Genomic DNA, 15,509 nt, shown 5'->3' with positions numbered 1-15,509 from the left:
GCGTGGCATCAGGAGGGCAGCTTGGAAACTGCCACGTGGCGCAGGAGCTCGGTCACGGAGGCGTCCATCGCGTCGGTGAACGGCTTCGGGAACAGGCCCATCCACAGCACGGCGATGGCCAGCAGTGCCAGCATCAGGAACTCGCGGGAGTTGATGTCGCTGAGTTCCTTCACGTGGTCGTTGCCGACCGGGCCCAGATACACGCGCTTGTACATCCAGAGGGTGTAGGCCGCGCCGAAAATCAGCGCGGTGGCGGCCCCGAGGCCGATCCAGAAATTGGCCTTCACGGCACCCAGGATCACCATCCACTCGCCCACGAAACCGGCGGTGCCCGGCAGGCCGCAGTTGGCCATGGCGAACAGCAGCGCGAACGCGGCGAACTTGGGCATGGTGTTCACTACGCCGCCGTAGTCGGCGATCTGGCGCGAGTGCACGCGGTCGTACAGCACGCCGATGCCCAGGAACATGGCGCCCGACACGAAGCCGTGCGCAATCATCTGCACGATGCCGCCGGACACGCCGAGCTCGTTGAAGATGAAGAAGCCGAGCGTCACGAAGCCCATGTGGGCAACCGACGAATAGGCCACCAGCTTCTTCATGTCCTGCTGCACCAGCGCCACCAGGCCCACATAGATCACGGCGATCAGCGACAGCGCGATCATGAGCCAGGCCCACTCGTGCGAGGCATCGGGCGCGATGGGCATCGAGAAGCGCAGGAAACCGTAGGCGCCCAGCTTCAGCATGATCGCAGCCAGCACGGCTGAGCCGCCCGTGGGCGCCTCGACGTGCACGTCGGGCAGCCAGGTGTGCACCGGCCACATCGGCACCTTCACCGCGAAGGCCGCGAAGAAGGCGAAGAAAAGGAAGGTCTGCGCGGTCGAACCCAGCGGCAGCTTGTGCCAGGACAGGATGTCGAAGCTGCCGCCCGACTTGTTGTACAGGTAGATCAGCGCCACCAGCATCAGCAGCGAGCCGAGCAAGGTGTAGAGGAAGAACTTGAACGCCGCGTAGATCTTGTTCGGGCCGCCCCAGATACCGATGATCAGGTACATCGGGATCAGCGTGGCTTCGAAGAACACGTAGAACAGCACGCCGTCGAGCGCGGCGAACACGCCGATCATGAAGCCCGACAGGATCAGGAACGCGCCCATGTACTGGTTCACGCGCTCGGTGATCACTTCCCAGGCCGAGATCACCACGATGACCGTGATGAACGACGTCAGCAGCACCAGCCAGAGCGACAGGCCGTCGATCCCGAGGTGGTAATTGACGTTGAAGCGCGAGATCCAGCCCGTCTTCTCGACGAACTGCATCGCGGCGGTGCCGTTCTGGAAACGCGTGAACAGCGGCACCGTGACCAGGAAGCTCACGATGGCACCGACGAGCGCGACCCAGCGCACGCCCTTGGCATGCTCGTCACGGCCAAACGCCAGCAGCACGGCACCGAATGCGATCGGCACCCAGATGGCAAGGCTCAACAAACCCATTTTTCTTTTTCTCCAGCGCTAGGCTCAGCGTTTGAACCAGACGAAGTACGTCATCAGGATGAAGATGCCGAGCAGCATCGCGAAGGCGTAGTGGTAGATGTAGCCCGACTGCATCCAGCGCACCACACCCGAGATCCGGCCCACGATCTTCCAGGAACCATTCACCACGGCACCGTCGATCAAGGCCTGGTCGCCGCCCTTCCACAGGCCGGTACCCAGCGCGCGCGTGGCACGGGCGATGACGTTCTCGTTGAACCAGTCCATGTAGTACTTGTTCTCGAGCAGGCGGTAGATCGGGCCGAAGGCGCGCTTGATCGCGGCCGGCAGCGCCGGGTTGATCATGTACATGTACCAGGACAGGACCACGCCAGCCAGCGCAAGCCAGAACGGAGCCGCCTGCAGGCCGTGGATGGCCATGGCCACCGGACCGTGGAAGGCTTCTTCCAGTTCCTTCATGGCGTGGTGCTTTGCACCGTCCACGAAGATCGCGTTCTTGAAGAACTCGCCGAACAGCATCGGCTCGATCGTCATGAAGCCGATCACCACCGAGGGGATGGCCAGCAGCACCAGCGGCAGCCAGACGACCCAGGGGGACTCATGCGGCTTGTGGTCGTCGTGACCATGGCCGTGATCGTCGTGGCCGTGATGGTCGTCATGATGCGCGTCGGGGTTCTGGTCGTAGCGTTCCTTGCCATGGAAGACCAGGAAGTACATGCGGAACGAATAGAAGGCCGTGATGAACACGCCGGCCAGCACCGCGTAGTAGGCGAAGTTCGCGCCCCACAGGTGGCTCTCGTGCACCGCCTCGATGATGCTGTCCTTCGAGTAGAAGCCGGCGAAGAACGGCGTACCGATCAGCGCGAGCGAACCCAGCAGCGAGGTGATCCAGGTAATGGGCATGTACTTGCGCACGCCACCCATCCAGCGGATGTCCTGGTTGTGGTGCATGCCGATGATGACCGAGCCCGCGCCGAGGAACAGCAACGCCTTGAAGAACGCGTGCGTCATCAGGTGGAACACGGCGACCGAGTAGGCCGAGGCGCCGAGCGCCACAGTCATGTAGCCGAGCTGCGACAGCGTCGAGTACGCGACCACGCGCTTGATGTCGTTCTGGATGATGCCCAGGAAGCCCATGAAGAGCGCGGTGATGGCGCCGATCACGAGGATGAAGCTCAGGGCCGTGTCGCTCAGCTCGAACAGCGGCGACATGCGCGCCACCATGAAGATGCCGGCCGTCACCATCGTTGCCGCGTGGATCAGCGCCGAGATGGGGGTCGGGCCTTCCATCGAGTCGGGCAGCCACACGTGCAGCGGGAACTGGGCGCTCTTGCCCATCGCGCCGATGAACAGGCAGATGCAGATCACCGTGATGAGCATCCACTCGGTGCCCGGGAAGGTGATGCCGGCCAGCGTGCCCGCCTTGGCAAACGCCTCGGTGTAGTTCAGCGTGCCGGCGTAGGCGGCGATCAGGCCGATGCCGAGGATGAAGCCGAAGTCGCCCACGCGGTTGACCAGGAAGGCCTTCATGTTCGCGAAGATCGCGGTCGGCTTGTTGAACCAGAAGCCGATCAGCAGGTACGACACCAGGCCCACCGCTTCCCAGCCGAAGAACAGCTGGAGCATGTTGTTGCTCATGACGAGCATCAGCATCGAGAAGGTGAACAGCGAGATGTACGCGAAGAAGCGGTTGTAGCCGTCGTCCTCTTCCATGTAGCCGATGGTGTAGATATGGACCATCAGCGACACGAAGGTCACGACGCACATCATCATGGCGGTGAGGCCGTCGACCATGAAGCCGACTTCCATCTTCAGGCCGCCCACGACCATCCATTCATAGATGGTTTCGTTGAAGCGGGCGCCGTCGGCCACCACGCTCTTGAGCGTCATCGCCGAGATGATGAAGGCGACCAGCACGCCGAGGATGGTCAGCGAATGCGTGACCTTGCGGCCGATGTGATTGCCGCCGAACTTGGTGCCGAACACGCCTGCGAGGGCTGCGCCGACCAGGGGTGCCAGCGGCACGGCCAGCAGTGTGGATGCGGAAAGGGTTGCGCTCATGTTGCTGTCAACCCTTGAGCGAGTTGAGTTCGTCGACGTTGATGTTCGACTTGTTGCGGAACAGCAGGACCAGCAGCGCCAGCCCGATGGCCGACTCGGCCGCGGCCACCGTCAGGATGAAGAACACGAAGATCTGGCCGTGCATGTCGCCCAGGAAGTGCGAGAAGGCCACGAAGTTCATGTTGACGGCCAGCAGCATCAGCTCGATGGCCATCAGCAGGACGATCAGGTTCTTGCGGTTCAGGAAGATGCCGATCACGGACAGCGCGAAGAGCATCGCGCCGAGCGAAAGAAAATGTCCGAGCGTGAGCGTCATGCCTTGTTTTCCTTTGCAGCGTCCGCAGCTTCAACCACAGGTTCGGCGGCACGCGTTGCCGGCATCTGGACGATGCGCACGCGGTCGCGCGCCTTCACGCGAACCTGGTCGGCCGGGTTGACGTACTTGCTGTCCTTGCGGGTACGCAGCGTCAGTGCAATGGCGGCCACGATGGCCACGAGCAGGATGACCGCGGCGATTTCCAGCGGGTAGAGATATTCGGAGTAAAGCAGCTTGCCGAGTTCGAGCGTATTGGAAGTGTTGGGCCCCATCGCACCGGCAGCGGCGCGCGGTGCCTCGCCCAGGCGGAATCCGCCCATGAGCACCGCCGCCATTTCGAGCGCGATCAGCGCACCGACGCCTGCCGCCAGCGGAAAGTGCTTCCAGAAGCCCTCCCGCAAGCCGTCGACGTTGATGTCCAGCATCATCACCACGAACAGGAACAGCACCATCACGGCGCCGACATACACCAGCACCAACGAGATCGCGAGGAACTCGGCGCGCAGCAGCAGCCAGATGGCCGATGCCTGGAAGAAGGCCAGAACCAGGTACAGCGCGGCGTACACGGGGTTGCGGGCGGTGATGACGCGGAACGCTGCGAACAGCAGCACCACGGCAAACAGATAGAACAGACCGGTCTTGACGTCCATTGGAATTCGAATTGGTACGGGTTTCGGGCTGAACTGGATCAGCGGTACTTGGCGTCGGCCGCCTTGTTCGCCGCGATTTCTTTTTCGTAGCGGTCGCCCACGGCCAGCAGCATGTCCTTGGTGAAGTACAGGTCGCCGCGCTTTTCGCCGTGGTATTCGAAGATATGCGTCTCGACGATCGAGTCGACCGGGCAGCTCTCTTCGCAGAAACCGCAGAAGATGCACTTGGTCAGGTCGATGTCGTAGCGCGTGGTGCGGCGCGAGCCGTCGTCGCGCACGTCCGATTCGATGGTGATCGCCAGCGCCGGGCAGACGGCCTCGCAGAGCTTGCAGGCGATGCAGCGCTCTTCGCCGTTTTCATAGCGGCGCAGCGCGTGCAGGCCGCGGAAACGCGGCGACAGCGGCGTCTTCTCTTCGGGGAACTGCACCGTGATCTTGCGGGCGAAGGCGTACTTGCCGGTGATGGCCAGGCCCTTGAACAACTCGAACAGCATGAAGCTGCTCAGGAAGTCCTTGAGCGAGAAAGGCGCGGATGGTGTTGCGGTGTGCGCAGCAGACATGATGTTGGCGCTTCCTGTTATTTCCAGATGTTGAACGGCGTCTGCATCCAGCCACCGACCACGACCAGCCACACGAGCGTGACGGGAATGAAGATCTTCCAGCCCAGACGCATGATCTGGTCATAGCGGAAGCGCGGGAACGTCGAGCGCACCCACAGGAACATGGTGACCACGCAGAAGGTCTTGAGGCCCAACCAGATCCAGCCCGGGATGAAGCTCAGGAACTCGAACGGCGGCAGCCATCCGCCGAGGAACAGCACCACGGTCAGGATCGAGACGAGCCACATGTTGGCGTACTCGGCCAGGAAGAACATCGCGAAGCTCATGCCCGAGTACTCGATCATGTGGCCGGCCACGATTTCGGACTCGCCTTCCACCACGTCGAACGGGTGGCGGTTGGTTTCGGCGAGGCCCGAGATGAAGTAGACGACGAAGATCGGCAGCAGCGGCAGCCAGTTCCACGACAGGAAGCCGACGCCCATGTTGGCGAACATGCCCTTGCCCTGCACATTGACGATCTCGCTCATGTTCAGGCTGCCGGTGACCATCAGCACCACGACGAAGCAGAAGCCCATCGCGATTTCGTAGCTCACCATCTGCGCCGAGGCGCGCAGCGCGCCCAGGAAGGCGTACTTCGAGTTCGAAGCCCAGCCGGCGATGATCACGCCGTACACCTCGAGCGAGGTAATGGCCATCACGAACAGCAGGCCGGCGTTGATGTTGGCCAGCGCCACATCGGGCCCGAACGGAATCACGGCCCATGCGGCGAGCGCCGGCATGATGGTCATGATCGGGCCCAGCAGGAACAGGCCCTTGTTGGCGACCGTCGGAAGAATGATTTCCTTGGTCATCAGCTTGAGCGCGTCGGCGATCGGCTGGAGCAGGCCCAGCGGTCCGATACGGTTCGGGCCAATGCGGATCTGCGTGAAGCCGATGGCCTTGCGTTCCCACAGCGTGAGGTACGCCACGGCCAGCATCAGCGGGATCACGACGATGATGATCTTGATCAGCGTCCAGACCACGGGCCAGACCAGGCCGGTCCACCAGCCTGCGGCCACCAGGCCCTGGCCAAAGCCATGAATGGTGTCGACGATCATGCCAGTGCCTCCTCGGCACGAGCCGTCACGTTCGATCCGGTCGATGCGTTGCGCGCGTCAGCGGTCAGTTGCAGCGACGGTGCGCGTCGCACGATCGAGTCGAGCTGGTAGATGCTCGCAACCACGGGGGCGGCAGCCGCTCCGTTCGAAGCAGCGGCGTTCGCGGACGTGGCGTTGCTCAGCGCATTCGCCGGCACTGCGCCCTTGTCACCGATGGTGGCCAGCACTTCAGCGGTCGATTCGAACGCGAAGCCCGGTAGGCCCAGCAGGTTGGCCAGCACGCGCAGCACCTTCCAGGCCGGACGCGTTTCGCCTTGGGGCTTCACGACGGCATGGAAACCTTGCAGGCGGCCTTCGGCATTGACGAAGGTACCGGGCGTTTCGGTGAACGGAGCGATCGGGAGCAGCACGTCGCTGAACTCGAGGTTGGCCTTGAAGGGGCTCAGCGTGACGACCATTTGCGCATTGCCGATGACATCGGCCGCGGCCTTGCCGGCAGCCGAGTCGAACACCGGCTCGTTGTTCAGCAGCAGCACGGCCTTCAGGCCAGAGCCCGCGGCGAGCATGCGGCCGGCATCGAGGCCGCCGTTCTTCGGGAAGGCGCCGACGATCTGCGCGCCCACGGTGTTGGCCGCTTCGGTCAGGTAGCCGACGGTAGCGCCGGTCTGCGCGCCGATCCAGTTCGCCAGTGCCAGCAGGCTGCCGGCTTGGGCGTGGTGGGCAGCGGCATTGCCGAGCAGGATGGCCTTGCGTTCGCCGCTCAGCAGCGAGGCTGCGATGGCTTGCGCGGCGGCGTCCGGCGCGTTCTTCGGTGCCAGCGGTGCGGCTGCGCCGGTGGCCTGGCCGACGGCGGCAGCCACGGCAGCCAGCGCTTCGATCCACTGGTCGGCTTCGACGATGGACGATTGCGCCACGTCGATGGCCCACGAGTCGCGGGTAGCCATCAGGCTGGCCGAGGTGATCACCGACAGCGCGGCGCCCTTGCGCACGGCCTGGCGGATGCGCTGTGCGAACAGCGGGTGTTCCTTGCGCAGGTTCGAGCCGACGACCAGCACGCGCTGCACCTGCGTGAGCGATGCGATCGAGGTGCCGAGCCAGCGCACGCCTTCGGGTGCCGTGAATTCGGCGTTGCGCAGGCGGTAGTCGATGTTGTCGCTGCCGAGTTCACGCGTGAGCATGGTGGCGAGCTGCAGTTCTTCGAGCGTACTGTGCGGGCTGACCAACGTGCCGATGCTCTGCGCGCCATGGTCGGCCTTGATCTGCTTCAGGCCGTTGGCAACGTACTCGAGCGCCGTCTGCCAGTCGACCTGCTGCCATTGGCCGCCCTGCTTCAGCATGGGCTGCGTCAGGCGTTCGGTGCCGTTGAGCGCTTCGTAGGAGAAGCGGTCGCGGTCGGCGATCCAGCATTCGTTGACGTCTTCGTTCTCGAGCGGCACCACGCGCATCACGCGGTTGTTCTTGACCTGGACGATCAGGTTGGCGCCGGTGGAGTCGTGCGGGCTCACCGACTTGCGGCGCGACAGTTCCCAGGTGCGGGCGCTGTAGCGGAAAGGCTTGCTCGTGAGCGCGCCGACCGGGCAGATGTCGATCATGTTGCCCGACAGCTCGGAATCGACCGAGTCGCCCACGAAGGTCTCGATTTCGGAGTGCTCGCCGCGATTCGACATGCCGAGCTCCATCACGCCGGCCACTTCCTGGCCGAAGCGGACGCAGCGCGTGCAATGGATGCAGCGGCTCATTTCTTCCATGCTGATCAGCGGGCCGACGTCCTTGTGGAAGACGACGCGCTTTTCCTCTTCGTAGCGCGAAGAGGAACCGCCGTAGCCCACGGCCAGGTCCTGCAGCTGGCATTCGCCGCCCTGGTCGCAGATCGGGCAATCCAGCGGGTGGTTGATCAGGAGGAACTCCATGACCGACTGCTGCGCCTTGATGGCCTTTTCGCTCTTGGTGCGGACGATCATGCCCTGCGTGACGGGCGTGGCGCAGGCCGGCATCGGCTTGGGCGCCTTTTCCACGTCAACGAGGCACATGCGGCAGTTGGCCGCGATGCTGAGCTTCTTGTGATAGCAGAAGTGCGGGATGTACGTGCCCGCCTTGTCGGCCGCATGCATGACCATGCTGCCTTCGGTCACTTCGACCTTCTTGCCGTCGAGTTCGATTTCGATCATGAGTATGTTTCTTCTCGCGCTCAGGCCTTGACGGGCGCCGTCGGAACGTGGCCCGGGATCAGGGCCTCGAACTCGTGACGGAAGTGCTTGATCATGGCGCGCACGGGCATGGCCGCGGCATCGCCGAGCGCGCAGATCGTGCGGCCCATGATGTCGCCGGCGACGGAGTCCAGCAGCTGCATGTCGCTGGGCTTGCCCTGCCCGTTGTGGATACGGTCCACCACGCGGTAGAGCCAGCCCGTGCCTTCGCGGCACGGCGTGCACTGGCCGCAGGATTCGTGCATGTAGAAATACGAGAGGCGCTTGAGCGACTCGACCATCGAGCGGCTGTCGTCCATGACGATCACCGCGCCCGAGCCGAGCATCGAGCCGGCCTTGGAGATGGAGTCGTAGTCCATCGTGCAGTCCATCATGATCGACGCGGGCAGCACCGGCGCCGACGAGCCGCCGGGAATCACCGCCTTCAACGTACGGCCCTTGCGCACGCCGCCGGCCAGCTCGAGGAGCTTGGAGAAAGGGGTGCCCATCGGGATCTCGTAGTTGCCGGGCATCTCGACGTCACCGCTCACCGAGTAGATCTTGGTGCCGCCGTTGTTCGGCTTGCCGCACTCGAGGTAGGCCTGGCCGCCGTTGCGGATGATCCAGGGCACCGCCGCGAAGGTCTCGGTGTTGTTGATGGTGGTCGGCTTGCCGTACAGGCCGAAGCTCGCGGGGAACGGCGGCTTGAAGCGCGGCTGGCCCTTCTTGCCTTCCAGCGATTCGAGCAGTGCGGTTTCCTCGCCGCAGATGTAGGCGCCGAAGCCGTGGGCCGCGTGCAACTGGAAGTTGTACGTGCTACCCATGATCTTGTCACCGAGGTAGCCGGCGGCGCGTGCTTCTTCGAGAGCTTCCTCGAAGCGGTCGTAGGTCTGAAAGATCTCGCCGTGGATGTAGTTGTAGCCAACGCTGATGCCCATCGCGTAAGCGGCGATGGCCATGCCTTCGATCACGATGTGCGGGTTGAACTGCAGGATGTCGCGGTCCTTGCAGGTACCCGGCTCGCCTTCGTCCGAATTGCAGACGAGGTACTTCTGGCCCGGGAACTGGCGGGGCATGAAGCTCCACTTCAGGCCGGTCGGGAAACCCGCGCCGCCACGGCCGCGCAGGCCCGAGGCCTTCACTTCGGCGATCACCTGGTCGGGCGTCAGACCCTCGGTGAGGATCTTGCGCAGGGCCTGATAGCCACCGCGCGCTTCGTAGTCGGCCAGGCGCCAGTTGGTGCCATTGAGGCCCGCATAGATCTGCGGCTCGATGTGGCGGTCGTGGAAGCAGGTCTGGACGCCAGTCGCCTGGAACTGCTGGAGAACTTGCTCGGGTGACATCAGGAAGCCTCCCCCTTGGTAGCCGGCACGGCGCCGCGCAGGCCGTCGATGAGCTGGTCGAGCTTCTCTTTGCTCATGAAACTGCACATGGTGCGGTCGTTGACCAGCATCACGGGCGAATCGGCGCAGGCGCCGAGGCATTCGCTCTGCTGCAGCGTGAACACGCCGTCAGCGGTGGTCTCGCCCATCTTGATGCCGAGCTTCTTCTCGAGGTGCACTAGGGCGGTGACGCCGTCGCGCAGCTGGCAAGGCAGGTTGGTGCACACGTTGAGCTTGAACTTGCCCACCGGGTGCTGGTTGTACATGTTGTAGAAGGTCGTCACTTCATGCACGGCGATGGGCGCCATGCCGAGGTACTCGGCGATCTCGCGTTCGCGCTGCAGGCTGACGTAGCCCTCGTCCTGCTGGACGATGGCAAGGCAGGCCATCACGGCAGACTGCTTGCCTGCTTCGGGGTACTTGGCCACCTCGCGCGCAAAGCGCTCGAGGATCGCAGGCTTCAAAGGGGAAGAAGGCGCCGAAGGCGCCGAGTGATGGTGGGTCGAGGAAGTCATTCGCTCTTTCTCACCTGTCGATCTCGCCGAACACGATGTCCATCGTGCCGATCACCGCGACAGCGTCGGCGATCATGTGACCGCGCGACATTTCGTCGAGGGCGGCGAGGTGCGGGAAACCAGGGGCGCGGATCTTCAGGCGGTACGGCTTGTTGGCGCCGTCGCTCACGAGATAGATGCCGAACTCGCCCTTCGGATGCTCGACGGCGGCATACGCCTCGCCTTCGGGCACGTGGAAGCCTTCGGTGAAGAGCTTGAAATGGTGGATCAGCTCCTCCATGTTCGCCTTCATCGATTCGCGCGCAGGCGCGGCCACCTTGTGGTTGTCGGTGATGACAGGACCGGGGTTGGCGCGCAGCCAGGCCGAGCACTGCTGGATGATCCGGTTGGCCTGGCGCATTTCTTCCACGCGAACCAGGTAGCGGTCGTAGCAGTCGCCCGTCTTGCCGACGGGCACGTCGAACTGCATCTGGCCGTAGACATCGTAGGGCTGCTTCTTGCGCAGATCCCATTCGATGCCCGAGCCACGCAGCATGGGGCCCGTGAAGCCGAGGTTCAACGCACGCTCCGGCGTGACCACGCCGATGCCCACAGTGCGCTGCTTCCAGATGCGGTTGTCGGTGAGCAGCGTCTCGTATTCGTCGACCATCTTCGGGAAGCGCTTGCAGAAGTCGTCGACGAAGTCGAGCAGCGAGCCCTGGCGGTTCTCGTTGAGCTTCTCGATGGCCTTCGCGTTCTTGATCTTGCTGACCTTGTACTGCGGCATCGCGTCAGGCAGGTCGCGGTACACGCCGCCCGGACGAAAGTACGCCGCATGCATGCGCGCACCGGACACGGCCTCGTACATGTCGAACAGGTCTTCGCGCTCGCGGAAGCAGTAGATGAGCATGTTCATCGCGCCGCAGTCCAGACCGTGCGCGCCGAGCCACAGCAGGTGGTTCAGCAGGCGGGTGATCTCGGCGAACATCACGCGGATGTACTGCGCGCGAATCGGCACTTCGAGGCCCATCATCCGCTCGATGGCGAGACAGTAGGCGTGCTCGTTGCTCATCATCGACACGTAGTCGAGGCGGTCCATGTACGGCAGCGACTGGATGAAGGTGCGCGATTCGGCGAGCTTCTCGGTCGCGCGGTGCAGCAGGCCGATGTGGGGATCGGCGCGCTGGATCACTTCGCCGTCCAGCTCGAGCACCAGGCGCAACACACCGTGCGCTGCAGGGTGCTGGGGACCGAAGTTGAGTGTGTAGTTCTTGATTTCGGCCATATCTGTCAGTGCAAACCGCCGCCGTAGTTGTCTTCGCGGATCACGCGCGGGGTGATTTCTCGCGGCTCGATCGATACCGGCTGGTAGACGACACGCTTCTGCTCTTCGTCGTACCGCATTTCGACATGACCCGACACCGGGAAGTCCTTGCGGAACGGGTGGCCGATGAAGCCGTAGTCGGTCAGGATGCGGCGCAGGTCATCGTGACCCTCGAACACGATGCCATAGAGATCGAAGGCTTCGCGCTCGAACCAGGTGGCGGCATTCCAGACGGGCTGCAGCGATTCGACCACAGGGAAGTCGTCGCTCGGCGCGAACACCTTGAGGCGCACGCGCTGATTCAGACTCACCGACAGCAGGTGCGAGACGACACCATAGCGATCGCCCTGCCACTCGCCTTCGCGGTAGTCGGAATAATCCATGCCGCAGAGATCGATCAGCTGCTCGAAACGGCAACCGGGCGCGTCACGCAACAGCAGCGCTGCCTCGATGTAGTCAGCAGCGCCAACCACGACAGTCACCTCTTCCAGGGCAACGGTCACGCTCCTGGCCTTGGCACCGAGCGTCTCGGCAATGGTGGCGCGCAGCACCTCCGGCGAAATTGCAAAGTCAGTCATCGTCGGCAATCCCTCAGGCGCGGGCAATGGTGTTGGTGCGGCGAATCTTCTGCTGCAACTGGATCACGCCATAGAGCAAGGCCTCGGCGGTGGGCGGGCAACCCGGAACGTAGACGTCGACCGGCACAATGCGGTCGCAGCCGCGCACGACCGAATAGCTGTAGTGGTAATAGCCACCACCATTCGCGCACGAACCCATCGAGAGAACCCAGCGCGGCTCGGGCATCTGGTCGTAGACCTTGCGCAGGGCCGGAGCCATCTTGTTGCACAGCGTACCGGCCACGATCATCAGATCGGACTGACGCGGGCTGGGACGGAACAGCATGCCGAAGCGGTCGATGTCGTAGCGGGCAGCGCCCGCATGCATCATCTCCACCGCACAGCATGCGAGGCCGAAAGTCATCGGCCAGAGAGAACCAGTCTTCGCCCAATTGACGACCGAGTCATAGGTCGTGGTGACGAAGCCTTCCTTGAGAACGCCTTCAATGGCCATCGTGTTTCTTCCTTGTCATTCCCAGTCGAGCGCGCCTTTTTTCCACTCGTAGGCGAAGCCCACGACGAGGATGGCGAGAAAGATCATCATGGCCCAGAAGCCGACAGCACCAATCTCCTTGAGCGCAATGGCCCACGGAAAGAGAAAGGCAATTTCGAGATCGAACAGGATGAAGAGAATCGCGACGAGGTAATAGCGCACGTCGAACTTCATGCGCGCATCCTCGAAGGCTTCAAAGCCACACTCGTAGGGAGCGTTCTTTGCGGCGTCGGGCCTGTTGGGGCCGAGAATGTATCCGATGACCTGAGGGGCGACGCCTACGCCGACTCCGACCAGAATGAACAAAAGGACGGGGAGGTAGGAGTCGAGATTCATCGAGAGTTTTTCACCGCTTGCCACCGGCAAGAAGAACCTCTGGATGAGGTTTTCTGCCGATGAGATTTGGTGCGGTCGGCGAGACTCGAACTCGCACAGCTTTCGCCACTACCCCCTCAAGATAGCGTGTCTACCAATTTCACCACGACCGCGGTTTTTTCTGTTCGGATGGCATGAGGTACCTGCAAGAGGAATTTGGCTTTCCGAACAGATTTAGAGTTTACCCTGAAATGGAGCCATTTCTCACGGGCAACTCATGAAAACGAGTTGATTACTTGCTCGGAATCTGGCCCGGAGCCGAAACAGGGGCTGCAGGAGCCGAAGCAGGCGCGCTGGGAGCCGCTGCACCAGGAATTTCGCCTGCTGCACCAGAAGAAGCCGGCGCTGCCGGCGCACCCACCGCGGCACGCTCCAGAAGGCTGCCGCCGCCCGCAGGACGTGCATGGCTGAAGTAGGCCAGCAGCAGCGTGCATGCGAAGAACACTGCGGCGAGCACAGCCGTGGTGCGCGAGAGGAAGTTGGCACTGCCGCTTGCACCGAACAGGCTGCCTGCACTACCGCTGCCGAAGGCCGCGCCCATGTCGGCACCCTTGCCGTGCTGGATCAGGATGAGGCCGATCATCGCGAGGGCTGCCAGCATCTGCACGCCGACCAGAAGATTGAGGACCAGGTTCATTCGTTCTTACTCCTAATTTGATACAGCCGTTGCGCGTTCAGCGCGCAGCGGCGGAAATGATCTGCAGAAAGTCGGGGGCCTTGAGCGACGCACCACCAATGAGGCCGCCATCGATGTCGGCCTGCGCCAGCAGCTCGGCGGCATTGGCCGCGTTCATGCTGCCGCCATAAAGAATCTTGATGCCGGCGGCATGCTCGCTCGCCGCGTGATGCAGCTGCGCACGCAGCACCGCATGCACCGCTTGCGCCTGCTCCGGCGTTGCCGTCTTGCCCGTGCCGATGGCCCAGACGGGCTCGTAGGCCACAACGATCTCGCTGATGCAATGGCCATTCACATGAATGACCGCAGCCAGCTGGCGCTTGACGACTTCTTCGGTCTGCCCTGCTTCGCGCTGCGCCAGCGTTTCGCCGACACAGACGATCGGCGTGATGCCGTTGGCCAGCGCTGCAGCCGTCTTGGCCGCGACCGCTTCATCGGTCTCGCCGTGGTACTGCCGACGCTCGGAGTGACCGACGATGGCATAGCGCACACCGAAGTCCTTCAGCATCGCAGCCGATTGCTCACCAGTGAATGCACCCTGCGGATGCGCCGAAATGTCCTGCGCACCGAGAGCCAGCGAAGACGAGCCCGCCAGCAGCGATTGCAGTTGTGCAAAGTACGGCGCAGGCGCACACAGCGCCACGTCGCAAGCCGCCGGGCTTGCAGCCAGCCCCTGCTGCAGGGCCTTCACCAGCGCTTCGTTGGCAGCAAGGCTGCCGTTCATCTTCCAGTTGCCGGCGATCAGCTTCTTCTTGGTTGTCATCGCGTTCTTCTTTTCGTCACTCACCATGTCAGCACGATCTTGCCGATGTGCTGGTTCGATTCCATCAGCGCATGGGCCTGGGCCGCGCCGCTTGGCTCACCCGCTGCAGCAAAAGTACTGTGGATCACGGGCTTGATCGCACCGCTTTCCAGCAGCGGCCACACCTTCTCGCGCAAGGCCTTGGCAATGGCGCCCTTGAACGCCACGGGCCGTGGACGCAACGTCGAGCCGGTGATGGTGAGCCGCCTGCGCAGCACGAGGCCCGCATTGATCTCGCTCTTCACACCGCCCTGCACCGCGATGATGACCAGACGGCCATCCTCGGCCAGGCACTCGACCTCGCGCGCCACGTAGTCGCCGGCAACCATGTCCAGCACCACATCCACGCCCTTGCCACCGGTGAGCTTCTTCGCCTCTTCGACGAAGTCGCTCGTGCGGTAGTTGATGGCGTGGTCGGCACCGAGCTTGCGGCAGGCTTCGCACTTGTCGTCGCTGCCGGCCGTGACGATCACGATGGCGCCGAGCGCCTTGGCGATCTGGATCGCCGTGACGCCGATGCCGCTCGAGCCGCCCTGGATCAGCAGCGTCTCGCCCTTCTGCAGGCGGCCGCGCTCGAACACGTTGCTCCAGACGGTGAAGAAGGTCTCGGGCAGCGAGGCTGCCTCGAGATCGCTCCAGCCCTTGGGCACCGGCAGGCACTGAGCCACGGGCGCCACGCACAGCTCGGCATAGCCGCCACCGGCGATCAGCGCGCAGACGCGGTCGCCGACCTTGAAGCCCGCCTCGGCCAGCGCCGCAGCGTCGCCCGAAACGATCTCTCCTGCCACTTCAAGGCCCGGCAGATCGGAGGCACCCGGCGGCACGGGGTAATGCCCCTTGCGCTGCAGCACGTCCGGACGATTGACACCACTTGCCGCAACGCGGATCAGCAGTTCGCCCGCGCCCGCCACCGGGTCGGGACGCTCCGCGACGCGCAGCACCTCGGGGGCGCCGTACGAAGTGATTTCAATGGCTTTCATGGTCTTTCGGCC

At 63.4% G+C, this 15,509-nt stretch carries 16 protein-coding genes and 1 tRNA gene; all 17 read right to left on the bottom strand.

Features of this window, described 5'->3' with window-relative positions; all coding sequences use genetic code 11:
* Positions 1-8: 8 nt before the first annotated feature.
* Positions 9-1,487, bottom strand: coding sequence for an NADH-quinone oxidoreductase subunit M (locus EJO71_RS16385; protein ID WP_093204825.1), 1,479 nt, complete (start codon positions 1,485-1,487; stop codon positions 9-11).
* A 24-nt stretch (positions 1,488-1,511) separates the two neighbouring features.
* Positions 1,512-3,545 (bottom strand): NADH-quinone oxidoreductase subunit L, encoded by a 2,034-nt coding sequence (nuoL, locus tag EJO71_RS16380; protein WP_125950011.1) that lies wholly within the window; start codon positions 3,543-3,545, stop codon positions 1,512-1,514.
* Between the two features lie 7 nt (positions 3,546-3,552).
* The gene (nuoK, locus tag EJO71_RS16375; protein WP_019653383.1) at positions 3,553-3,861 is read right to left on the bottom strand and encodes an NADH-quinone oxidoreductase subunit NuoK; all 309 of its coding nucleotides are present in this window, start codon (positions 3,859-3,861) and stop codon (positions 3,553-3,555) included.
* A complete protein-coding gene (locus tag EJO71_RS16370) occupies positions 3,858-4,511 on the bottom strand; it encodes an NADH-quinone oxidoreductase subunit J (protein WP_125950012.1) in 654 nt (217 codons plus the stop codon). The genes nuoK and EJO71_RS16370 overlap by 4 nt, the downstream gene beginning before the upstream one ends.
* A 38-nt stretch (positions 4,512-4,549) precedes the next feature.
* Positions 4,550-5,071: an NADH-quinone oxidoreductase subunit NuoI gene (gene nuoI, locus EJO71_RS16365; protein ID WP_019653385.1), complete on the bottom strand. Its 522-nt coding sequence runs from the start codon at positions 5,069-5,071 to the stop codon at positions 4,550-4,552.
* Positions 5,072-5,088: 17 nt separating this feature from the next.
* A complete protein-coding gene (gene nuoH / locus EJO71_RS16360) occupies positions 5,089-6,165 on the bottom strand; it encodes an NADH-quinone oxidoreductase subunit NuoH (protein WP_125950127.1) in 1,077 nt (358 codons plus the stop codon).
* Complete coding sequence (nuoG, locus tag EJO71_RS16355; RefSeq protein WP_125950013.1) at positions 6,165-8,336, bottom strand: NADH-quinone oxidoreductase subunit NuoG; 2,172 nt, start codon at positions 8,334-8,336, stop codon at positions 6,165-6,167. The genes nuoH and nuoG overlap by 1 nt, the downstream gene beginning before the upstream one ends.
* Before the next feature lie 20 nt (positions 8,337-8,356).
* Positions 8,357-9,697 carry an NADH-quinone oxidoreductase subunit NuoF gene (gene nuoF, locus EJO71_RS16350; RefSeq protein ID WP_125950014.1) on the bottom strand — a complete coding sequence of 447 codons (1,341 nt, stop codon included), beginning with the start codon at positions 9,695-9,697 and terminating at the stop codon, positions 8,357-8,359.
* Positions 9,697-10,251, bottom strand: a complete 555-nt coding sequence (gene nuoE / locus EJO71_RS16345; protein ID WP_171022531.1) for an NADH-quinone oxidoreductase subunit NuoE — start codon at positions 10,249-10,251, stop codon at positions 9,697-9,699. Before nuoE ends, nuoF begins: the two co-directional genes overlap by 1 nt.
* A 10-nt stretch (positions 10,252-10,261) precedes the next feature.
* The gene (locus EJO71_RS16340; protein ID WP_125950015.1) at positions 10,262-11,515 is read right to left on the bottom strand and encodes an NADH-quinone oxidoreductase subunit D; all 1,254 of its coding nucleotides are present in this window, start codon (positions 11,513-11,515) and stop codon (positions 10,262-10,264) included.
* A 5-nt stretch (positions 11,516-11,520) separates the two neighbouring features.
* The gene (locus EJO71_RS16335; protein WP_125950016.1) at positions 11,521-12,132 is read right to left on the bottom strand and encodes an NADH-quinone oxidoreductase subunit C; all 612 of its coding nucleotides are present in this window, start codon (positions 12,130-12,132) and stop codon (positions 11,521-11,523) included.
* A 13-nt stretch (positions 12,133-12,145) separates the two neighbouring features.
* The gene (locus tag EJO71_RS16330; RefSeq protein ID WP_007837763.1) at positions 12,146-12,625 is read right to left on the bottom strand and encodes an NADH-quinone oxidoreductase subunit B; all 480 of its coding nucleotides are present in this window, start codon (positions 12,623-12,625) and stop codon (positions 12,146-12,148) included.
* Between the two features lie 15 nt (positions 12,626-12,640).
* Entirely contained in the window at positions 12,641-13,000 is a 360-nt protein-coding gene (locus EJO71_RS16325) for an NADH-quinone oxidoreductase subunit A (protein WP_012748607.1), read from the bottom strand.
* A 67-nt stretch (positions 13,001-13,067) separates the two neighbouring features.
* Positions 13,068-13,152: transfer RNA gene (locus tag EJO71_RS16320), tRNA-Leu, on the bottom strand.
* Between the two features lie 119 nt (positions 13,153-13,271).
* Entirely contained in the window at positions 13,272-13,676 is a 405-nt protein-coding gene (gene secG, locus EJO71_RS16315; RefSeq protein WP_125950017.1) for a preprotein translocase subunit SecG, read from the bottom strand.
* 37 nt (positions 13,677-13,713) lie between these two features.
* Positions 13,714-14,505 (bottom strand): triose-phosphate isomerase, encoded by a 792-nt coding sequence (tpiA, locus tag EJO71_RS16310; protein ID WP_125950018.1) that lies wholly within the window; start codon positions 14,503-14,505, stop codon positions 13,714-13,716.
* Positions 14,499-15,497, bottom strand: coding sequence for an NAD(P)H-quinone oxidoreductase (locus tag EJO71_RS16305; RefSeq protein WP_125950019.1), 999 nt, complete (start codon positions 15,495-15,497; stop codon positions 14,499-14,501). The genes tpiA and EJO71_RS16305 overlap by 7 nt, the downstream gene beginning before the upstream one ends.
* Between the last annotated feature and the right edge of the window lie 12 nt (positions 15,498-15,509).

Source organism: Variovorax sp. 679 (assembly GCF_003952185.1).
GTDB lineage: Bacteria > Pseudomonadota > Gammaproteobacteria > Burkholderiales > Burkholderiaceae_C > Variovorax.
The sequence above is the reverse complement of the archived record's forward strand: the minus strand, read 5'-3'. Positions and strand labels throughout refer to the sequence as shown.